The 22,794-nt window shown below is 38.0% G+C and carries 17 protein-coding genes and 1 tRNA gene; 13 read left to right on the forward strand and 5 right to left on the reverse strand.

The window, feature by feature from the left end; translation table 11 throughout:
- Positions 1–2 precede the first annotated feature (2 nt).
- From H4J54_RS17525 to H4J54_RS17555, 7 genes are all read left to right on the forward strand, one after another.
- On the forward strand, positions 3–824 hold the full coding sequence (locus H4J54_RS17525) for a transposase (protein WP_182192508.1): 822 nt from the start codon (positions 3–5) through the stop codon (positions 822–824).
- A gap of 227 nt (positions 825–1,051) precedes the next feature.
- Positions 1,052–1,690, forward strand: a complete 639-nt coding sequence (locus H4J54_RS17530) for a polysaccharide deacetylase family protein (protein ID WP_182192272.1) — start codon at positions 1,052–1,054, stop codon at positions 1,688–1,690.
- The gene (locus tag H4J54_RS17535; protein ID WP_182192273.1) at positions 1,690–2,895 is read left to right on the forward strand and encodes a glycosyltransferase family 4 protein; all 1,206 of its coding nucleotides are present in this window, start codon (positions 1,690–1,692) and stop codon (positions 2,893–2,895) included. The genes H4J54_RS17530 and H4J54_RS17535 overlap by 1 nt, the downstream gene beginning before the upstream one ends.
- Position 2,896: 1 nt before the next feature.
- A complete protein-coding gene (locus H4J54_RS17540) occupies positions 2,897–3,421 on the forward strand; it encodes a serine O-acetyltransferase (RefSeq protein ID WP_182192274.1) in 525 nt (174 codons plus the stop codon).
- Positions 3,421–4,593, forward strand: a complete 1,173-nt coding sequence (locus tag H4J54_RS17545; protein ID WP_182192275.1) for a glycosyltransferase family 2 protein — start codon at positions 3,421–3,423, stop codon at positions 4,591–4,593. Before H4J54_RS17540 ends, H4J54_RS17545 begins: the two co-directional genes overlap by 1 nt.
- Before the next feature lie 65 nt (positions 4,594–4,658).
- Positions 4,659–5,753: a hypothetical protein gene (locus H4J54_RS17550; protein ID WP_259367054.1), complete on the forward strand. Its 1,095-nt coding sequence runs from the start codon at positions 4,659–4,661 to the stop codon at positions 5,751–5,753.
- Positions 5,754–5,762: 9 nt separating this feature from the next.
- The gene (locus H4J54_RS17555) at positions 5,763–6,743 is read left to right on the forward strand and encodes a polysaccharide deacetylase family protein (protein WP_182192277.1); all 981 of its coding nucleotides are present in this window, start codon (positions 5,763–5,765) and stop codon (positions 6,741–6,743) included.
- Between the two features lie 191 nt (positions 6,744–6,934).
- Here H4J54_RS17555 and H4J54_RS17560 read toward each other — a convergent pair whose 3' ends face one another.
- Entirely contained in the window at positions 6,935–8,344 is a 1,410-nt protein-coding gene (locus H4J54_RS17560) for a TIGR03013 family XrtA/PEP-CTERM system glycosyltransferase (protein WP_182192278.1), read from the reverse strand.
- Between the two features lie 331 nt (positions 8,345–8,675).
- Here H4J54_RS17560 and H4J54_RS17565 point away from each other — a divergent pair, with 331 nt between their 5' ends.
- Genes H4J54_RS17565 through H4J54_RS17585 form a run of 5 tightly spaced genes read left to right on the forward strand, consistent with a single transcriptional unit; the run spans position 8,676 to position 14,410 of the window.
- A complete protein-coding gene (locus tag H4J54_RS17565; protein WP_259367055.1) occupies positions 8,676–9,299 on the forward strand; it encodes an XrtA/PEP-CTERM system exopolysaccharide export protein in 624 nt (207 codons plus the stop codon).
- Between the two features lie 36 nt (positions 9,300–9,335).
- On the forward strand, positions 9,336–10,928 hold the full coding sequence (locus H4J54_RS17570) for an XrtA system polysaccharide chain length determinant (protein ID WP_182192280.1): 1,593 nt from the start codon (positions 9,336–9,338) through the stop codon (positions 10,926–10,928).
- Positions 10,929–10,931: 3 nt separating this feature from the next.
- Positions 10,932–11,789, forward strand: coding sequence for an XrtA-associated tyrosine autokinase (locus H4J54_RS17575; RefSeq protein ID WP_182192281.1), 858 nt, complete (start codon positions 10,932–10,934; stop codon positions 11,787–11,789).
- On the forward strand, positions 11,752–13,374 hold the full coding sequence (locus H4J54_RS17580) for a TIGR03016 family PEP-CTERM system-associated outer membrane protein (protein ID WP_182192282.1): 1,623 nt from the start codon (positions 11,752–11,754) through the stop codon (positions 13,372–13,374). Before H4J54_RS17575 ends, H4J54_RS17580 begins: the two co-directional genes overlap by 38 nt.
- 4 nt (positions 13,375–13,378) lie before the next feature.
- Positions 13,379–14,410, forward strand: a complete 1,032-nt coding sequence (locus H4J54_RS17585; protein ID WP_182192283.1) for an XrtA/PEP-CTERM system-associated ATPase — start codon at positions 13,379–13,381, stop codon at positions 14,408–14,410.
- Positions 14,411–14,633: 223 nt separating this feature from the next.
- Here the strand turns inward: H4J54_RS17585 and prsR are convergent, their stop codons facing one another.
- From prsR to H4J54_RS17605, 4 genes are read right to left on the reverse strand one after another with little or no spacing between them, the layout of a single operon-like run.
- Positions 14,634–15,989: a PEP-CTERM-box response regulator transcription factor gene (gene prsR / locus H4J54_RS17590; RefSeq protein ID WP_182192284.1), complete on the reverse strand. Its 1,356-nt coding sequence runs from the start codon at positions 15,987–15,989 to the stop codon at positions 14,634–14,636.
- Positions 15,990–16,002: 13 nt separating this feature from the next.
- Entirely contained in the window at positions 16,003–18,060 is a 2,058-nt protein-coding gene (prsK, locus tag H4J54_RS17595; RefSeq protein WP_182192285.1) for an XrtA/PEP-CTERM system histidine kinase PrsK, read from the reverse strand.
- 9 nt (positions 18,061–18,069) lie between these two features.
- The gene (locus H4J54_RS17600; protein WP_259367056.1) at positions 18,070–21,144 is read right to left on the reverse strand and encodes an efflux RND transporter permease subunit; all 3,075 of its coding nucleotides are present in this window, start codon (positions 21,142–21,144) and stop codon (positions 18,070–18,072) included.
- Positions 21,114–22,106 (reverse strand): efflux RND transporter periplasmic adaptor subunit, encoded by a 993-nt coding sequence (locus H4J54_RS17605; protein WP_182192286.1) that lies wholly within the window; start codon positions 22,104–22,106, stop codon positions 21,114–21,116. Before H4J54_RS17605 ends, H4J54_RS17600 begins: the two co-directional genes overlap by 31 nt.
- A gap of 459 nt (positions 22,107–22,565) precedes the next feature.
- On the opposite strand from H4J54_RS17605, the gene H4J54_RS17610 reads away from it, so the two are divergent.
- Positions 22,566–22,642 (forward strand) — tRNA-Arg (locus H4J54_RS17610).
- Positions 22,643–22,794: the final 152 nt, after the last annotated feature.

Raw genomic sequence — 22,794 nt, forward strand, 5'->3', positions numbered from 1 at the left:
TCATGATATCCCTCATGAAAAACTTAAAAATATCCACCGACCAAAAAATATATCTTGAAGCCCTGCATGATGCAAGTCTTGATGGCCGTGTTCGAGATCGAATTAAAGCAACTTTACTTCGTTCAGAAGGTTGGTCAACGTCGATGATTGCTCAGGCATTACGACTTCATGAAACGACTATCGCCTGGCATCTTGATGATTATGTAAGTAAAAATAAGTTAGCCCCTGAAAATGGTGGCTCACAACTTTATTTGAATAAAATACAAACAGATGAAGTTGTTGCTCACCCCATGCTACAAACTTATCGCTGCTCTTATGAAATTATTGAATATATTAGGATAACCTACGAGATTCGTTTTTCTATTTCAGGGTTAAATAAATGGCTTCATCAACATAGTTTTATCTATAAATATCTTCAAGGTGTGCCTCATAAATTTGATGAAGCAAAACAAGCTGATTTTATTGAGAGATATAACGAGCTGAAATCTCAAGAAATTGATAAGCCTATATTTTTCATGGATGCTATGCATCCAACCCAAGCGATGAAAGTAAGTTGCGGTTGGATAAAAAAAGGGCATGATAAAGCGAATGAACTTAATATTGAACTTCATAATTTTCCGCCTTACAGCACAAACTTAAACCCAATAGAACGGCTATGGAAGGTAATGAATGAGCATGTCAGAAATCATAAATATTTTTCAACCGCGAAGGAATTCAGAGATAAAATTGAGGAGTTTTTTATTAGTCAAACACTGCCTAAAACAAGTGATATTTTAGGCAGTGGAATTAATGATGATTTTCAGCTGCTAAATTCTGCATCTTGAAGTGTGGTGGGTACAATCAGAGAGAATTATAAAATGCTACACCTCAGCTGAAATACTGGGTTTTAGCTTTGAAAAATAAACTATTGTGTTACTGGGTTTAACTTTTAATAAGATAAAAAATCCCTCTATTATCGTTACAATAAGTTTTAAATTATACATTGCAGGGTATAAATCTAAATGGTTACTGTTACAATATATTTTTCTTTGACTAATGGTATGGTCATTTAATGCTCCATAAACTAAAGTATCTACTTAGGTCATATGTATTACCCGACCGATTGTTTTTATTAAGCAAAAATCAGCAAGAAAAAAATATTTATTTAACCTTTGATGACGGTCCAGTGCCTAATGTAATAAAAAAATTATTACCGTTACTCGATAAATATCAAATTAAAGTAACCTTTTTTGTTATTGGCAGTCGTGCTGAAAAAAACCCCAACTTAATGGCTGAAATACATAAACGTGGGCATACTATTGCTAATCATTCATACAATCACCCTGCATTTAATAAAATTTCACTTGCTGAAAAATTAATGCAAATTGACAAAGCAAACAAAATTATTTCACAAACAACAGAGCGGTCATGTACATTATTTAGAGCTCCACAAGGACGCTGGGATATGAGACTTCTGTTTGCTATGTTACAAAAAAAAATAACGGCCGTACATTGGAGTAGAGACTCGATGGACTTTTTAAAAGAGCCTACTAATAAAATTGTTGAGCGTTTTTTAAAACAACCCGTTAAGTCTGGCGATATTATTCTATTTCATGACGACCACGAACGCTGCATTGATGCACTCGATATACTAATTCCACAATGGCTTGCACAAGGCTATAGCTTTAACGCACTGGAGAATAAACACTAGTGAATATATTATTTCATCATAGAACCCGTGGCAGAGGTGCTGAAGGTGTGCATATTCGCGGGGTTGTTAAAGGCTTGAGGCAGTTAAATAATAAGGTTGATATTTTATCTTTACCTGGCGCAGAACCTGAAGCAGAAGAAACAGAATTAGCGTCTGAACAAGTTAAGCATACACCTGCCAAAAAAAGCAGTTTCGCTATACTGTCTGATCTTACCAAACATGTCCCACAGTTTGTTTTTGAACTGTTTGAGCTTGCATTCAATTTAATCGCAGTAATACGTTTACGAAAAACCGTAAAAGAAAAAAACATTACCCTTATTTATGAACGTTATTCTTTATTTATGTTTGCCAGTGTTTGGTGGGCAAAACGTCATAACTTACCTATAGTGTTAGAAATTAACGATTCTTGCCAAGTTCAAAGGGTGCGTGCATTAAGCTTTAAAAAGCTTGCGGCAAAAATAGAGGCTTGGACTTTTAAAAATGCTACTGGCTTAGTGTTTATTTCAACGCGATTTAAGCAAGTCGCTGAGCAAGCCTACGGTGAGATTGCCAACTCGGTTGTTTCACCCAATGCGGCCGACTTAGATAAGTTTGTCATTGATGAAAGCTCAGGCTGCGCTTTAAGAAGTAAACTCGGTATTGAAGACAAAATAGTGCTGGGTTATGTGGGTGCATTCGTGCATTGGCATGGTATTGACTGGTTTGTAGATTTAGTTTGCCATCGATTAAAACAAACACCTGAACTAGTATTATTGCTAGTAGGCGATGGTGTCGCTTTTGAGGGGATTAAAAACAAGGTGATTGAAGCCGGAGTTGAATCGCAAGTAATTTTACCGGGTAAAGTGCCACATCACCAAGTTTCATCCTATTTATCTGCCATGGACTTAGGGATATTACCCGATTCAAATGATTATGGTTCACCGATGAAATTATTTGAATTTATGGCGATGGGCAAAGGCATGATTGCTCCTGACTTTAGTCCTATTGCCGAGGTTGTTCGAGATAACGTTACAAGTTGGTTGTTTCCCGCAGGTGATAAACAAGCCTGTATCGACAAAGCTTTTGACATTGTTAATAATAGAAAAGCGCATAAAGCCGTCGGTATAAATGCCCGTGCTTATATTGAAAGCGAGCGCCAATGGCAGCATAACGCCGCGCAGTTATTATCGCTCGTTAATCTAGATATAAATCGAGATGTTAAGTGAAATGGATAATTTAAAAGCTGACTTAAGAAGAAAACAACAAATTTTTGCCCAAGATGGTGCTGATGTCAGTATGCTCAGGATTTTCATGGCTGACGGTACAAGCGCTAATGTGCTGTATCGATGTATGCGATGGTGCGCTACTCACCAACTTGGCTTATTGGCTTACTTTTTTCAATGGGCTAATAAATTTTTAAATGCGTGTGTTATCGGTAGTGGTGCTGACTTTGCCCCAGGTTTTGTCATTATGCACCCTATTGGCGTCGTTATTAATTCTAAGGTGGTTGGCGGCTATAATATCACCCTAGAAAGTGGCGTGGTTATTGGCGATGAAAAAGGTCAATCACCTATTTTAGCTAACAATATATTTGTTGGTGCTGGTGCAAAAATTATTGGCGGGCTCACCGTCGCTGATGATGTGAAAATTGGTGCTAATGCCGTACTGACTAAAAATGCTGATAAAGGCTCAACTATGCTTGGTATACCTGCCAAAGCGTATGTGAAAAAAAATCACGGGGCAGCACGTTAATGGAAAGCTTATTTTGGATTAGCGTCACAATAATTATCTACAGTTATTTTATTTACCCGTTAGTTTTATTTACTTTTAGTGGTATTAAACAAGCTTTCAGTGACACTAAGTATTTATGGCGCAGACATCAACGCCGGACCTTAAATATTAAGGATTACCCAGCTGTTACTGTCATTATTGCTGCATATAACGAAGAGTCTTGCATCAAAGCCAGAATAGAAAACCTATTAAGCTTAGATTACCCAAAAGAAAAGCTTACGTTATTAATTGGCTCAGATGGCAGTAACGATCAAACCGCAGACATACTCTCAGCCTTTGACATCGAAAATTTATATGTGCATATTTTTAACACCAACAGAGGAAAAATGAGTGTTTTAAATGACTTAGTTGAAAAAACCATTGACGATATCATCATATTTTCTGATGCTAATACCCATTTTCAATCTGATACTATAGCGCAATTAGCTCGGCATTTTAACAATGATAAAATTGGTGCGGTTTGCGGTGAGCTGCATTTAGTGGATGGCGATACGGGTGACAATAAAGACAACGTATATTGGCGTTACGAACAAGTGCTAAAATTTCATGAATCTAGACTGAATGCGCTACAAGGGGCAAATGGTGCTATTTATGCGATTAGAAAGTCACTGTTTATGCCATTGCCTGCAAACACCATTGTTGATGACTTTCAAATTGCTATGAATGTGGCAAAGCAAGGTTTTTGTTTAGTTTACGATCCTGAAGCCATAGCAGTTGAAGAGATAGCCCCAAACCTTGCCGAAGAAAAAGGCAGAAGAGTGCGCATTGGCTTAGGTAATTACCAAGCTTTTTTTAAGATGTATTGGGCTTTAAACCCGTTATTAGGTTGGCGCTTTGTCGCTTATATTAGCCATAAAGTCTGCCGATGGTTTGTGCCACATTTGATGTTGCTCGCCCTGATTAGCAATGTGCTGTTACTTGATAGTGGTTTTTATCAAGCGATACTGGCAGCGCAATTAATATTTTATGTCACTGCCTTTTATGGCATTAAACAACAGGCAGATGGCAAGAAAACACCAACGTTAATCGCACTTTTAGCATTTTTTGTAGCAATGAATCTGGCATTGATGTGTGGATTCATTAAGTATTTTAGTTCCAACGTGCAGGGAACATGGCAAAGGACAACTCGCTAGTGATCATTTTATTTTTATTTATAATAGCTTTATATCTATTTTTTCTTATTTTAAAGAAAAAAAATATGCAGGAGTGGCTGCCACAATACATTAAACAACGCATGAACAAGCCAGCCCACAACGCGGCAAATACCAAACATATTATTTTCTCCTTTGTTGATCACTATGAACCACAATGGGGTAAGCCAAATAACATTGATATTGAACGCAGCCGTGTTGACCGTTGGTGTAAAGAATATCCAGCCATGGCAAGTAAACACCTTGATGCCAACGGTGTACACCCTCAACATACCTTTTTCTACCCCGAGGAAGAGTATCGCGTTGAACATTTAGATAAAATCGCAAAATTATGTCGCGCTGGTTTTGGTGAGATAGAAGTACACCTGCATCATGACAATGACACTTCTGATAACCTAAGAGCCTCTATTAGCCAATTTTGTCATATTTTACATAATGACCATGGTGCCTTGTCTCATCACCCAGAAACGGGGCAATTAATGTATGGCTTTATTCATGGTAATTGGACATTAGACAATTCAGGCCATGACGGTAAGCTTTGTGGTGTAAACGACGAATTAATTGTTTTAAAAGAAACCGGTTGTTACGCAGACTTTACCTATCCGTCGGCCCCTCATAGTACACAACCTAAAACCATTAATAGTATCTATTACGCCAAAGATGATGCGCTTAAACCTAAATCGCATAACACGGGTGTTGACGTGAGTGTGGGAGGAAGCCCATGGGGTGACCTTATGATAGTGAACGGTCCATTGATGTTGAACTGGAAAAAATTAAAAAAAGGCATTTTCCCTCAAATCGAGAACGCTGACATTAGAAAAGGCATGGAGCCAACTGATAAGCGTGTTGATTTATGGGTAGAAGCTGATGTGCATGTTAAGGGCAAGCCTGATTGGATATTCATTAAAGTGCACACTCATGGTACACAAGAAAGAGATATGGACGTTTTATTAGGGAAACCTGTTGATGATATGTTTTCTTATTTAGAAGCTAAATACAACGATGGTGAGCGTCATCAACTGCATTACGTTAATAGCAGGGAAATGTACAATATGATTAAAGCAGCCGAAGCAAATGAGGCAGGAAGTCCTCATCAATACCGTGATTATATCTTACCCAAACCTGATTTCATTGCGAAATAGCGCATGCTGATGAATAAAATTAGAACGCGAATTTTCCGTCATTTAGGCATGACAAAAATATTATGGCGTTATCGACAAAATGGCATTTATTGCTTTAACTTTCACCGTATAGGTGACGCTAATAAAGGCAAGTATGACCCTAATATATTTTCTTGTAGCGTAGAAGACTTAGAAAAACATGTGTCTTTTATTAAAAATAATTTTGAAATCATCAATCAAGCTTACTTTATCGCCATAGTCAATAGTGGCCAGGTAGTTGATAAAAGGCTCGCTTACATTACCTTTGATGATGGTTATTTAGATAACTACGAATTAGCTTTTCCTGTTTTAAGGGCGATGAATGTTCCCGCAACCTTCTTTGTTGCTACTGGGCTAATTGAATCAGAAGTTGTTCCCTGGTGGGATGAAATTGCCTGGCATGTTCGCCAGTGTAATTTAGATGAACTGAGTCTGCCTTCGTGGCATAAACCGATTGTATTATCTAACACAACGTTAAATAAGAAAATTAGAGCCGTACTCAGCCAATTCAAGTTGGCATCGGCGCCTATAGAAAAGCAATTAGTAGAATTGCGCTACATTACTGGCTTGGTATTAGAGCATTATGACAGTGAATTTATGACTTGGGCGCATATAGCTGAAATGGAGTCTGCCGGCATGGCAATCGGTGCTCATTCACATTCGCATCGTATTTTTTCAAGTTTAACTGCCAAAGAACTATCGCATGAATTATCGCATGCAAAAATGTTATTAGAAGAAAAATTAACTCAAAAAATAGTGTCTATTTCTTACCCCGTGGGCAATGCCTCAACCTACAACAAAGACATGTTTGATGAAATAGATCGACAAGGATATCAACTTGCTTTCACTTTTAGGTACTTTATCAATCAACAATTAAAGCCTAACAAATTTCAATTAGGACGATTCTCGATTTCTGAGCCCTTTAATGAAAGAAGATTTATGGAGTTGTGTCTTAACGCACCTACCCTTTAAATGATAACAACAGCTTGAAGTTTTAAGTTGCTAGCTGTCAGCTTTCAGTTAACGAATAGCGGTTAACAAGGGGGTTTTAAGTGATTCATCTTACCCTGTAAAACCTACATAAATGTGGAATTATTCTTTGACGCTAACGCTTTAATTAAAATGCATATACACTTGAATTTAAAGGGCTTAGGACAGGAAATTTAGCGGCCCTTGCCAAATAAAACGACTTCAACTGTTCTTATTAAAATCAGTAAATCCAACATAAAACTGCGATGTTTGATGTAATACAAATCGTATTTTAGTTTTTCGAAAGAGTCATTTTCTGTAGCGCCGTATGGGTACTTAAGTTGCGCCCAACCTGTTAAGCCCGGTTTAACGTTATGACGTTCATTATAGTATGGAATATTCTTAATCAACTGCTGAACAAACTCTGGACGCTCAGGACGAGGGCCAACAAAACCCATTTCACCCAGCATTACGTTATATATTTGTGGTAGTTCATCAATACGATATTTTCGAATAAACCTGCCAGTTTTTGTGGTTCTATCGTCATTTTCTGAGGCCATTTGAGCACCATTTTTTTCTGCATCAAGTCGCATACTTCTAAATTTAATAATACTAAAAGCTTGGCCATCTGCGCCAACACGCTCTTGGAAATAAAAAACAGGCGCTTTCAACCCCTCATCTAACTTAATTAATAGGCTAGTCATTAGCATAATAGGCCAAGTAACCATCAATAAAATAAAGCCTATACCTGCATTAAAAATCCAGTCTAAAGTGTTTCGCAGATGATTAGATGATGCAAAGCCATTAGAATATATAACCCAACTTGGATAAATTAAATTAACAGCGATTTGACCTGTTTCACGCTCTATAAAGTCAAGGATTTCTGTTATCTCAACGCCCCTAATTTTACAGGCAAAAAGTTCATCCACAGGTAGGTTTTCTCGGCGCTCGTCGTTGGCCACAACAATTTCATCAATTTGATGCTCTAACACGTAATTAACTAATGAGGTCTCTAACTTAATGATATTTTCATTGATGATGCCATGGTCAGCATCGCCATTAATGACAACAAAGCCATGAATAAAAAAGTTTTTTCGGTCAACTTCACGACGCATTCGCCTTTCTATAATCGAGGCACGTTCACCTCCTCCTAATACTAGGATATTGCGCTTATTGAAACTAAAAAAGTCTATTTGTAGCGTTAAACACCTCACAGCACTTACTATGAAAAAACTTATCAATGACGCCGTAGCTAATAACTCAATAGCTACGGCGCCAGCACCGTAAATAGGGTTGAGCAAAAAAACAATAAAGAAACCGATAACGAGCGATACCAGTAATCTTTTCATTATGCCTCGCAAGTTCTCCCTTAATTTTGAGTTATAAAGTCCCATTGCCAAACATGAAAGCTGAACCATTAAAGCAAACACAATTGCCTGGATAAACAACACGTTTAGCGCAATACTTTGTGTATCGTAAACAACAAAATTAAATAAACTATTTAAGTATAGGCTCAGCAAAAGTGCGCCCGCAAAACAGAAAAATTCAATTAAGACTAAGGACTTGCTACCCGCAGATAAGTCGCGAAATTTAAGGCTCGACATAAGATTGGAAAGCTCCTTTTCAGTGAATAAAAATAAACCCGCATGCAATGCTTGTATTTTCTAGGGTGTGTATTAGAGTTGATGCATTATTAGAGTTGATCCATTACTAAATGTAAAGATTTGTATTTGAAATGTTAGTATATTTAATTCACTTCATTAACAATATCTTTACAATGCTTTAGATTTTACAATATCCTTACAATACATTAAATAATGTGCATCAAATGTAAAAATCACATACAATTTGATCGCTTATATAAAAAACAGTTACAATCTGATCGCTTATATAAAAACAGTTGTAAATAAGAAGGTTCATACCATGGAAAAATGCATGACTCATACATTAAAAGCACTGACATTTCTTGCACTAGGTTATATTGTAACCGGATGTAGTTCACCTACATTACCTCCTGCCCAGCTTCACCCGTCAAATACTGTTGATGTTAACTCATACAAATATTTAATTGGTGCTGGCGATGTGGTCAATATTTTTGTTTGGCGTAATCCTGAGGTGTCTGGCACCTTTGTCGTCCGTCCTGATGGTATGATCACCACTTCGCTAGTCGAAGATATTCCCGTATCAGGCAAAACACCAACGGAACTTGCCCGCTCAATTGAAGAAATACTTGCTACCTATTTGCGAGAACCTGTGGTGACCGTAACGGTTAATAATTTTGTTGGACCCTTTAGTGAGCAAGTCCGTATTATTGGTGAAGCAGCCCAGCCCCAGTCGGTTAGTTATATTCAGCATATGACGTTATTAGACGTAATGATCAGGGTTGGAGGCTTAACCGAGTTTGCCAATGGCAACGGCGCAATACTAGTGCGAATAGAGAACGGTCTACAAAAACAATATGATATATTTATTGAAGACTTAATTAAAAATGGGGAAATATCAGCTAATGTTGATGTATTACCTGGCGATATTATTGTAATACCTGAAACATGGTTTTAAACATAATACCTTTTTTACCTGTTTTAGAGGTCAGGAATGCAAGAAATTATAGAACAAATTGTAGATTACCTTAAAGGCATTTGGCTTAAGCGACGCTTTATTATTATATCTACTTGGTTAATATGCCCACTGGCATGGGTTTATATTGCCCAACTGGATAATGAGTATGAGTCTGATGCCCGAATTTACGTTGACACTCAATCTATCCTAGGTCCGCTGTTAAAAGGCTTAACGGTTAACACGAACCCTGAAGTGCAAATTCGATTAATGATTAAAACGTTGCTAAGTCGTCCGAACTTAGAGCGAATTACCCGTATGACTGATCTTGATGTGCAGGCTAAAACCCCAGCAGATTATGAGTCATTAATCGATGGATTAAAATCTAATATCATTATTAAAAAAACCGGCGGTCGAAACGATAATATATTTACCATTACCTACCTACATAAAGATCCTGAAATGGCCAAAAATGTTGTTAACTCTGCCTTAACGGTGTTTATTGAAAACACTTTGGGCGAAAATCGCAATGATTCTAATTCAGCACAGAAGTTTATAAGTACGCAAATAAAAGACTATGAAAATCGCTTATTAGCCTCTGAATCTAGGTTAACTGATTTTAAGCAGAAATATAGTGGTGTATTACCTGATCAATATGGTGGTTATTATCAAAAATTAAATATTGTAAAAGAACAGCTAAAAATAACCGAGTTGAGTTTACTAGAACAAGAAACGCAATTAGAGTCAGCAAAAGCACAATTAGGCTCTTCACCGTCAAGTAACGATAATGCCCAAAATAACATTATGAACTCTAATAGTATTCAAACCACTTATGACGAGCGTATTGCTGAATTAGAAGCCACTTTAGATTCGCTACAATTACGTTACACTGAAATGCACCCCGATGTAAAAGAAGTTAAACGTAGGCTTGACCACTTAAATAATAAACGTTCTAAAGAGATTGATGAATATTTAAATGCCACTCATAGTGGTGATAGGAATAAACTTTCAACGAGCCAAAACCCTGTTATTCAACAGTTACAAATACAAGTGAATCAGTTAGAAAGTTTAGTTGCGTCCGCTACGGTACGAGCGAAAGATTATCGTGAGCAAGTTAAAGCGCTAGAAAGTAAAATTCATATACTGCCGGAAATTGAAGCGGAATTAACCTCACTTAATCGCGGTTATGACATTACTAAAAACAAGTATGAAGAGCTACTAAATCGTCAAGAAACTGCTAAATTAGCGCAGCAAGCAAGTGATACAACTAATCCTATACAGTTTAGAGTGATTGATCCGCCTAGAGCCTCTACAGAGCCCGCAGGACCCAAACGCATACTATTTTTATTTGGCTCGACTATATTGGCTTTTGGTGTTGGTGTTGGTTTATCTCTATTATTTAGTCAAATTAACCCCGTGGTTACTTCCAGTAGTCAGGTATCAAAAATCACCGGCATTCCTGTCTTTGGGATTGTATCAGCGACAGAAAATCTTGGTCTGCAGCGCTGGCATAAAAGAAAAACCCTGATATTTATTATTTCTAATAGCGTGCTATTAATTATACTGACATTTTTTATACTTTATGCCATAGCGCCCAATGCGATATTAGCGCCGTTCCGAGGAATTTTATAATTTATGAGTATCATCGAGAAAGCGCTTGCAAAACAACAGCAGAAAAATACCGACACTTCAGGGTATATAGGACAACCTTCTCCACAGGAGCAGGTTAAAAAAGATACTACTGATTTAGGTCCCAAAGAGGTATTGGCACTTGATAAAATAGGCTTAGCCCAACGTGGTTACTTAATTGATAATGGCACCCGAGAAAGTATTAAAAACGAGTTTCGTCAAATTAAGCGCAAACTACTCAATAATGCTTTCGGCAATGCGGCAAAAACACTTCACCATAGTAATTTAATTATGGTGAGTAGTGCTAAACCCAATGAAGGTAAAACCTTTGTTGCTATAAACTTAGCCTTAAGCATTGCCTTAGAGCAAGATAAAGCCGTATTACTTATCGATGCTGATGTATTACGTCCGAGTGTTGTACGTGAACTGGGTGTTAAAGAAAACCCAGGTATTATCGACTACTTACTGGGTGATTCAGAACGAGTAAGCGATATAATTTACGATACTGACATAGATAAGCTAAAATTAATCCCTGCTGGAAAACCCCACCATTTATCTAACGAGTTATTGGCTAGTGAAAAGATGGCAAACTTCGCTAGTGAATTAGCTAACCGTTACCCTGATCGCATCGTTATTTTTGATTGTCCGCCGTTAATTGGTACAACAGAAACATTAGTTCTGGCGAATTTAATGGGGCAAGCACTGATTGTTGTTGAGGAATCAAAGACTTCGATTGCTGATGTTAAAGCTGCTACTGAACACCTCAATGAAGATTTAGCATTGGGGATAGTGCTTAATAAAGCAATAAAATCTCATAAGGATTTGTATGGATATTACGGTTATGGGTATGGCGAAAAAAACTAAACTCAATGCTGTTTTTATTTCATTGATTTGCTCTAATTTCGTCTTTGCAGGTGACTGGCAATTTGATCCGAGCATTCATCTTGATGAAACCTATACTGACAATGTTAGTTTAGGTTCTAATAATCAACAAGCTAGCTTAGTAAGCCAAGCTGGGGTTGATATAGAAACCAGTTATACCGCACAACAAGCAAAATTCACTTTGTCGTCGCAAAGTAATTCTGCACTTTATAGTCATGATCATAAACTTGATAATGACTACCACACGGTAGCGAGTGATTTACGGTTTCAGCTTTGGCCTAACGGCATTATACTTTTTGGTACTGTGAATATTTCAAACCAATCCCGTAATGGCAGTAGAAATGCCTTAGCAGATATCGTCTCAGCCGATACTGTGCGAGTAGAAACCTATAACGGTGGCCTTGAGTATAATATTGATAATAGTGATTTTATCTTAAATTCTACTCTGGGCTATCGTCAAACCAATTCAGAAGATAACATTGGTAATCGTCAAGGTGTAGTTGCCAATATCAACAGTACCAACGGCACAAGCGCTCGACATGTCTTTTGGTCACTACAGCATAGTTATCAAAAGCTAAGCAACAATAACCAGAATGGTAAACAGAGCCAAAGTGAAGCCATAATAGGGTTAATCTCTGACTATAAAATCAATCCTTTTGTGCGCTACTATAATGAAGACAATAGTGGTGCTTTTAATAATTCAAGTCGTTCAATGGAATCAAATTCATATGGTTTAGGTCTACGCTGGTTAATTTCTCCCCGACTGCGTCTCACTACTTCGTATAATAAGCCAAATGGTAAAAAACTCGATATTGATGGCGATGAGCAAAAAGCCTATGTTGATGCTGCAGTGCTATGGCAACCATCACCCCGTACCAAACTATCAGCAAACTTTTCTGAACGCTTTTATGGTAATAGTTATGGCGTTGATTTAACCCATAGCAATAGGCGCTTAACCAACACCATTAGTTATGTTGAAGATATCCAGGCCTTAACTCGTAATAATTTTGCGGCTAACATTGTCGGATTTTATTTATGTCCTAATAATAATTCGTTACTGATAGAGGAGTGTATTCTCAGTGAGGGTGACACTATTATTCCTGAAAATCCTAATGAACCTGATGATCAGGGCTTTGTGATATTGACAATTCAAGATTTTACTTTAGTAGAAGATAACGTTTTTTCACTTAATAAAACACTTAGCTGGAACTCTTCACTAACACTGCCGCGCACAACGATTAGTTTTAGTGCGAGTCAGCAAAATCGCGAAAATCTCGACACCCGTATTGAAGACGAATTGAGCTCAGCTAGTTTAAGCATAAAGCGAAAAGTCAGTGGTCGTTCTAGTCTTGGTTTTGAATTATCTTATACTGAAACTAGCTTGCAGATTGCTACCGAGCTAGAGCGTACCGATAGGTATCGACGTTACCAACTAAACTACGAAACATCATTAAATAGTGTATTGTCTTTTAATTTCGCTCTGAGCTATCTAAACAGAAGCTCTGACAATGCTCCACTCAATTATCAAGAAGGCCGCGTTAGCGCCAAAATCACCAAAGGCTTTTAGCAGTATGTATGAAATTTACTATGGTTTTAAAGAAAGACCTTTCCAATTAAGTCCTGATCCGAGATTCTTTTTTGCGTCTAGTCATCATCAAAGAGCGTTGTCTTATCTACAGTATGGTTTAGACCAAGGTGAAGGTTTTATCGTGGTCACTGGGCCTATAGGTACAGGTAAAACGACTATTGCCCGCAATTTATTAAATAACTTAGCCGATAAAAGTATCGTAGCAGCGCAGCTTGTTACCACTAGGCTTAATCCTCAAGAATTACTCGAATTAGTCGCTTCAGAGTTTGATATCTCTGTTATTGGTAATAGCAAAGCAGATTTACTGCAAGGCATTGAAAAATTTCTGATTCGATTACATCAGCAAGGAAAAAGAGCCTTATTAATTGTTGATGAAGCGCAAAACTTACCGAGTGAATCCGTTGAAGAGTTACGTATGTTGTCTAATTTTCAGCTGGATAATAAACCTTTAATACAGAGTTTTTTACTTGGCCAAGAAGAGTTAAAAGGCATTATACAAGCGCCTAATATGGAGCAATTTCGCCAACGTATTATCGCTTCTGCACATTTGAAACCTTTATCAAAAGCAGAGGTGAAAGAATACATAAATCATCGCTTGCACCAGGCCGGTTGTATTAAAGATGATTTGTTTTCAAATACGGCATTTGACCTCATTCATGAGAAAACACTCGGTGTACCACGAAAGATAAATATTTTTGTCGACCGGTTACTTTTATTTGGTTTTTTGGAGGAACTGAAAAGTATAGACACTGATGCGATTAATGAAGTTGCACAAGAAATGGAAGTTGAACTTACCGGCTCACTAAATACCACAGAGCTGGCCAGTAATGAGCCAAGTCAAGTTGTGGTAAATTCTTCAGAAAAAGTGGAAAGCATTAAAGAGATATTAAGAGAAGTAGAAGAAATACTGGAAGGTAATATAAAACAAAAAATAAAAATGGCCCGTTATGTTGATAAAATACTCAAACATAAAAGCCGTATTTACACCAATACAGACGAGAGCACACAAAAATAACCCACTTTATGGTTATAGCTTTGCCTGCGCAGATTAAGCGTAGGTTGAGCTAAATGCCAATCGATAAAATAGTAGCCACTGCGAATGTTTTTTGGCCTATCAAGTTAATTTCCCACTTAACGATTGACGGACTGAAGTCCGACTTAAAAAAAATGACCCAGGCTAGATTATCAGCCCTAGGATCCATGTAAGCTAAATTTTAGTCCATCAAGTTAAATGAAATTTAAGCATTAACTTTTAACTCATACTTTTCTATTAATGAATAAAGTGTTGGCCGAGTTACACCAAGCAAATCAGCTGCTTTAGACATGTTGCTGTCAGATAGCCTATAGGCTTTTTGAATGGCGATTGATTCAGCTTGCTCACGAACTACACGTAAATTAAGTGAAGGTTCAAAACTTTTCTCTTGCTCTTGATGCTCAAAGAAACCTAAATCTATTGCGGTTACCTGTGTGCCCGTCGTCATAATAACCGAACTCTTTACCTTGTTTTGTAACTCACGTATATTACCTGGCCACTTGTGCACTTTAAACGCGCTTAGTGCATCTTCAGAGAAACTTTTAACGTTACGCTTATATTCCATAGCATAATGTTGAAGAAAGTACTGTGCAAGGATGATGACGTCTTCATCTCGATCACGTAACGGCGGAATATTTAAAGTGATTTCACTAACACGATAAAACAAATCTTCTCGAAAGGTCTTATCCGCAACCATCTGTTCAAGATTTTGATTTGTCGCGCAAACAACTCTGACATCAACTGAAATTTCTTGTCGGCCGCCAAGACGCTCTATATTTTTTTCCTGCAAAAAGCGTAACAATTTGGCTTGTAAACTATAGGGCATATCACCAATTTCATCGAGAAATAATGTCCCGCCTTCTGCACATTCAATTTTTCCTTTAGTGGCCCGATGCGCGCCAGTAAAAGCGCCTTTTTCAAAACCAAATAATTCACTTTCCAATAAGGTCTCTGGGATAGAGGCACAATTTATCGCAATAAAAGGCTTTTTTTTACGATCACTCGCTAAGTGCACAGCATTAGCCGCTACCTCTTTACCGGTACCACTTTCGCCTAACAGTAAAGCCGTTATGCTGGTTGGAGCAATACGTTTTATCATCATGCGCAAACGTTCAATACTATCACTGTTGCCAATAATACCCATATCACTGCTGGCAAGCGCACGCATTTTCAGGTTTTCTTCTTCAATTGCTGCCAAACTAAATGCACGAGAAACAATGACATTAATCACGTCAGTTTCAATCGGCTTTTGATAAAAGTCATACGCGCCAGCAGAAATCGCTGCTAACGCATGGGTTCGATCATCATTGCCGGTGATGACAATAACTTTACTATGAGGTGCAATAGTCAAAATTTCTTGCAATGCAGCGAGACCTTCTGAGGCGTTTGCTGCATCAGGTGGTAAGCCCAAATCCAAGGTGATAACTTTAGGTTCATGACGGCGAACCGCAGCAATCGCGCTTTCACGATCGCCTGCGAGTACAACATCGTAATCAGATAAACTCCATTTTAATTGCTTTTGGATTCCTTTATCATCGTCTACGATTAACATCTTTTCCATGCTGGTTGGATCCTTATAGTAAATCTTGACCGCTTATTGCGCCCGCTAATTTTAATGGCAGATCAATAGTAAAAACTGTTCCTTGTTTAGGCGTACTTGCTACTTTGATCATACCCGCCATATTTTCAAAAAACTGCTTTGCTTCGAATACCCCAATGCCCATGCCAGCATTGCCTTTGGTCGAGTCAAAAGGTCGAAACAATCGACTTTTAATAAATTCTTCACTCATGCCACAGCCATTATCTGCAATGATAATTCTAATGGTACGTTTTTTTTCAACAAGAGATACTTTTATCCAACCATCCTTTGTTGTTGCCTCTTGTGCATTTTGTATCAAATGATGCATAACAGACTGAAAGGATTCACTATCTATATAAGTCACACAACTACCATGTTGCTCAAATTCAATCCTTGGTAAGCTTTGATTACATTGCGAAACAACTTTTTGAACGATTGTAGCTAAATCTGTATGGCGATGAGAAGACTGCTCAATCTGTTTTTTTCGCAGTTGAGACAATACTTTTCCTAGCCTTTGTGTTGCTGATTCGACCGTTTCAAAAACGTCATCAATAAATTCAGGATTATTTCGATGCTTTTCGGCATTCGAAGTAATTAAGGCTAATTGCGCCTGAACATTTTTCAGATCATGTACCAAAAATGCTGACATACGATTAAAGGCATCAAATTGCTTTGATTCACTGAGTTTATCGGTGGCTTCATAGAGTGAAATAAAGTTGCCAAGTTGTTTAGATATGGCAAATAATAAGTCTCTGTCCTCCCAGTTTAGTCCTTTGAGTTCATTTTCATCAGCAAGTAAAAATAAGCCATAAAATGCTTTGCCAATAAATATTGGCACTATAATTTGAATCTTGTTAATCCGATATAGCGCAACATCTAAGGTTAACTCAGGATAAAGCAAAGGAGAATTTGCGTATTCATTGACGTCAACTATCCAACCTTTTTGGTGGCAGAATAGCCCTACTTCCAAAAACTCCTGTTCCATCTCTTCATTGATTTCAAGCCCATGACTGTATTGAATTTGATATTGCTGGTTGGTAAGATTTTTAATGATCGCCCCACGTGAAGCATCTACTTTAGACATCATAAATTGTGTTGCCATTTGATAATGGCTTTCGCCGCTAGCCGTTTCAATTTTTTCAATCAGGTTTAACCACTCGTCGCGATATTCATATTTATTGGCAAAAAAGTTTTTGGCGATAAAAACTTTAACACGACGGCGCAAAGACTCTGTAATCAGCAAAGCAACAAGGACAATACCACTGAGCATTAAAAAGCCAATGCTAACTAACCCACCCCATTCTCCACCTAGGTAATTTATAACATAACCAGTAACTGACATTAGCAGTAAGTAAGCGCCTGCTATCATCAACATCGAGCTGTAGAAAACAACGTGACGAGAAACAAAAATACGCACTTCGCCATTGTTAATACGGCGAATGCTGATCAATAAAAATGGTGCCACAAATAGCGCTAAGAAACCTCGGCTAAACCAAAAGTTAAAATTAATGCCATCAACCATAGCGGCTTGTGCATATAGCACAAAGTCAAATATAGCGACACTGGCAAGAGCGACGACCAATGGCCAAATAGCCCAACGTACTTCTCGGCTAGCATTGCGATAAAGCGGTTCAAGCAACACCAATATCCACAAATTAAGCACGAGAAACAGCAGGAATATATATTTGTAGGCGTGATCTAACCAGTAACTTGCCAACCAACAAGCCAACATCAACAGTAGCCAAATACTAAGGTATTGGCGAACGTAGTAATTGCTCACCAGTGCTTTAAAGTCACGATGCTCAGTATTAAATAAAATAATTAATAACGACCAACAGGCTATTTTAAAGCCATCTGCTAACATAGCCCATTGCAGGCTATAACCTAATTTAATTTGCAGGGCAGCTACTAGATTACTGCTTAACGTGGCTAAGGTACAAAATAATACCGCCTGTGCAACTAAGCTGCGGTTACGGGCAGCAATAATGAGCAGTGCGAGTAATGCATAGACCACGACGGCTAAAGAGAAGCCTAATAAACCAATAAAATCCATAAATTATACTTAGATCTTTCTTGAAGAACCTGTTTTTGTAAATAACTCGGTGAGTATGGGCACAATAATAAAAATCGCAATAGCCGAGACACATAAGCCAGAAATAATAACGACACCCAAGGGTTGCCACAAACTGCCACCAAAAAGGGTTAAGGGTAATAAACCGCCAATAGTCGTCATTGTTGTTAATAATATCGGCGTAAAACGCGTGGCACTGGCAGATAAAATAGCTTGTTTTTTATCTAAACCTGTTGATAAATTTCGGTTGGTTGTGTCGATTAAAATAATAGCATTATTAACCACAATACCAAAGAGACTTATCAAGCCAATAAAAGCCATCATAGAAAATGACAGGTTAGTTAAATACAAGCCAAATACTGCGCCTGCCATAGCAAAAGGTATTGAAGTAAAAATGATCAGTGGCTGTGAAAATGATTTAAATTGCAAAACTAGAATAGCAAAAATACCGATAGCTGTTATTAACATAATTTGTGACAGGCCGGAAAAAGATTCTTGTCGAGACTCTTCTTCTCCCCCTAAGCGGTAATACATACCTGCTGGCAATGTATATTTGTCTAGGTAGTTAACCACTTCACTGGTAATGGCTTGCACAGAATAACCTTGGGCTGCATCAGATGATACACGTGCCATACGTAACTTTTGATAATGAAAAAAATCTGTCCGGCCTTTCTGTAATTTTATTTCAACAAACTGCCCTAAAGGAATACTCTCACCTTGTTGATTAACAATCGTTATATCAGAAAGCCCGGTTAAACCACTTTTAGGCCGACGCACTAAAATAGGATAGTTTTCACCATTAACATCATTAAATTGTCCAATAAATGTGCCCGAAAGCGCGGTTTGAATACTATTATCCAACTGGTTTATGTCAATGCCTGACAGTGCAGCTTTATCATAATCTATCACTAAGGCTAATTCAGTATTGGCAATACCAATAGGATTATCTAGATTAATCACCCCTTCAATTGCAGCCATTTTAGTTTGTAAATCACCAGCAACATCTTCAAGATCAGATAAGGATTCGCTGATCAATCTAACGGTAATCGGCTGATCAGTCACCGGGCCTTGAGTAAATTCTTTCACGGTAATTTTTGCTTGATGCCATTGTGAAAATTCTGCTCGTAACGCCTCGACTAAAGTATTTACTGCTGTTTCATCATATGACTGCAACACCAATAGCACTTGACCATAACTTGCTACACCACGTTTAGGAATTTCGTTGTAATAAATACGGGGATTAGAGCTACCAACATTAAGGGCAACTTTATCAACATAGGGTTGAGTTTTAATAAATGCGGTCATCGAGTGCATAACATCGTTGGTATAATCTAATGATGAATTAGCCGGTGTTTCAACGTCAATTAACAACATTGCTTTCTCAGCTTTAGGAAATAAGCTCACCCCTACTTGCCCAAAGAGAGATGCCATAGCAAATAAGGCGACGAAGGCGAGCACTAACATGATAAGTTTTACATTCATTAAACGATCTAGCCACCCAACATAATAGCGCTCAGCAAATAGGTTGGAATAATGTTGTAGCGCTTTAATTTTACTGGGTTTTTGACTAAAAATCTTACTAGCCAGTAAGGGGGTAAGTGTTAAGGCAATTAGTAAAGACGCCAACAGTACCAATACCACAGTCACGGGCATCGAACGCACAAAATCACCTGTATCGCTCGCCAGCATAAGCATGGGTAAAAAAGCCAACATGGTCGTTACTGTGCCACTCGTAATGGCCCAACCGACTTTACTGGTGCCTAATGCCGAGGCTTGCGCCAAAGTTGGTACATTTTTCTTTTCCCGGTGAATACTCTCTGTCACGACAATGGCATTATCAACTAACAATCCTAAGGCAATAATTAAGCCCACGATAGACATTTGTTGCAGGCCAAAACCGGCAAAATCGAGCCAACCAATAGCAATTAAAAAAGACAATGGGATGGCAATAATGACCACAATAGCTTCGCGTAAGCCTAAAAATATTAATGACATTAGCCCGACAAGTACTAAACCTTGCCATAAGTTATCAAAAAAGCCATTAACGCGACTTTCTACACCGTCAGATTGTTTAAACAACATGGCTGTTTTAATGGTGTCTGGCAGGGTTTGTCTAAACGCCAATATTTCTTCATCAATAGCTTCAGTGAGCGTAAATATATTGGTATTTGACCTTTGCTCTACCGTCAAAAATATCACAGGCTTGGTATCGTAGTAAGCCAAATAGCTAGGCTCTCTACTAGAAAAACCGACACTGGCAACATCTTTCAAACGAATAACGCCAGTGTCATTCGAAAATACCACTGTGTTGTTTAGCTCGTCAATATGTTGAAAGTTACCACTGGTTTTAACGTTAAATCGCCGTGTATTAGCGTCAACAAAACCTGGTGTGATGTTAATCGCTCGCTTTTGTAGCAAACTATTAATGGTGAGCATACTAATGCCATAGTGTTTTAACATCGCAAGGTTTAAATCTACGGCCACAACTTGTGTTGGATAACCCCATATATCGGCTTTTTTTACCGCTTCAATGGCTTCCAAGCGTTTTTCAAGTTGTTTTGCGTGAAACTCCATACTTTTATAGTCAGTGGTTTCACTCCAAAGAGCCAACTGAATAATAGCAGCACTAGTGGGTGTTGCTTTTAACACTAAGAGATCTTGCACACCTTCAGGTAAGCTTGGTTTGACCTTTGATACCGCTTGCTTAATTTCGTTATAAGCGGTATTTGGATCGCTACCATATAAAAAAGTTACCTCGATGCGGGCGCCACCATTTTTAATTTGTGACTCAATTTTTTTAATGCTTTCAATATCAGAAAATTCTTCTTCAAGCGGGTCAACCACTAAGGTTTCAATATCAGTAGGTGACGCGCCTGGGTAGATAATTTCCAGCATGGTAATTGGAATATCAAATTGAGGGTCTTCAGAACGAGGCATATGAAAATATGAAAATATGCCAACAAGTACCATCAGCACAACAATAGTGAAGGTAAACTGAGCATTTTTTATGGCAATACCAGGGAGCTGCATAATAACTAATTTCCAGCCACGACGATATTTTGCCAACCTGTAGTAACTACTTTTAAAGCTTGGTCATTACGCACTGCTTTTAAGTAGACATAATCATTGCCTATCTGGAAGACTTGGAAACTATGCTGTTTAAAAATTGAATCATCTGATGACTGTACAATAACAATGGCTTTACCTTCGTCATCAACAGCAACAAGTGCTGCTATTGGCAGCTGATAAACAAACTGGTCACTTTCAAAAGCAATACTAACTCTGGCAAGTTGTCCCGCGATCATACCTGAGGTTATTTTTATTTTCGGTAACAAAACCTCAATAATGAATAAGTGGCTGTTTTCATTAGCCATGGCAGGGATTTTACTAATAACGCCTTCAACCATACCGGTTTGACTTAAAGCGACGCTGGCTGTTTGACCTAATCTAACTTGGCTAATTTCTTGGCCCGTTAGTGCCACTTTTACCACCCAGTCTAGCTTGGCAACTTTCAGTGCTTGATGGCCTGGGCTTTGGAACTCACCAAGCTCTGTATCGCGGGCTAAAACAACGCCTGAAAACGGTGCGTATATTTTGGCTTTGACTAAATTATAATAAGCGACTTGATAGGCCGCCTGAGTAGTTTCTACTCGAGTGATAGCAGCGTCCATATCGCGCTCAGAAGCCAGTTGATTATCCATTAAACCCGTAATGCGTTTAACTTCACGTTTTGCTTGTGTCATTTGTGCATAGTTGGAATTTTTCTGTTCTGTTAACTCAGTAATATCAAGCGACGCTAACAATTGCCCTTGCTTAAACTTCTCGCCCTCGTCAATACTGAGTAACGTTAAATAACCACTAGTTTTAAATGACAGGCTCAATGTTCTCTTGTAATCAAGCTTTCCAGTACGTTCAATGGTGTCACGGTAAAGTTCAGCGCTGATAACTTCTGTATCATATGACTGAGCCAATAACGGTTTCGCTATTAAGATAAGTGATAAGGTAAATACAATTAAGAATCGTTTCATAGGCAAGTGTTTACTTATAGGGTCTTGAGATAAAAGATATTATGGCCTTAACTTTAGGCATCTTCATAACGAAAGTACATCTTTCCCCCCATTTAATTAACAATGTATTAATCTTATGTTAATGTGACGACCTATTCGTCGCATAGTGCAAACCGCGTAAACACCTTGTTATACAGCCAGATTAATAGTGCATTTAAAGCTAATTTACATAAATAACTCACAAGTGAAGCTTTTAGATAATAAATTTCGCAATCTTCTAGACATAAACGACGATAATCTATAGTATTTGCCGCGCTTAAATCTTTTCAATAAGCTCCTAGGGTTTAGCTAGATACAGCACTGCCTCTAAAAGGAAAGTTGAATAATAAAGCGTTAACAATCAATTTGATCATTAGATGATTTTATTCTTATTGAATGATAACTTATTGTTTGTTATATCTACGTAACACAAATCAAAAACCACCCGTAGCTCAGCTGGATAGAGTACACGCCTCCGAAGCGTGTGGTCACAGGTTCAATTCCTGTCGGGTGGGCCACTTTCCCAATAGATGCCTAGATTAATTTCAGTTATTTACCAGACGCTTATTCAAACCTCAGATTATGACTGTTCTTAAATCAAAAGAGCCCTACTAAGTAGTGCTCTTTTGATAATAAAATTTAACCTTCTAAACTAAATACTAAATACTAA

The sequence above is a fragment of the Colwellia sp. MB3u-8 genome (assembly GCF_014076985.1).
GTDB lineage: Bacteria > Pseudomonadota > Gammaproteobacteria > Enterobacterales > Alteromonadaceae > Cognaticolwellia.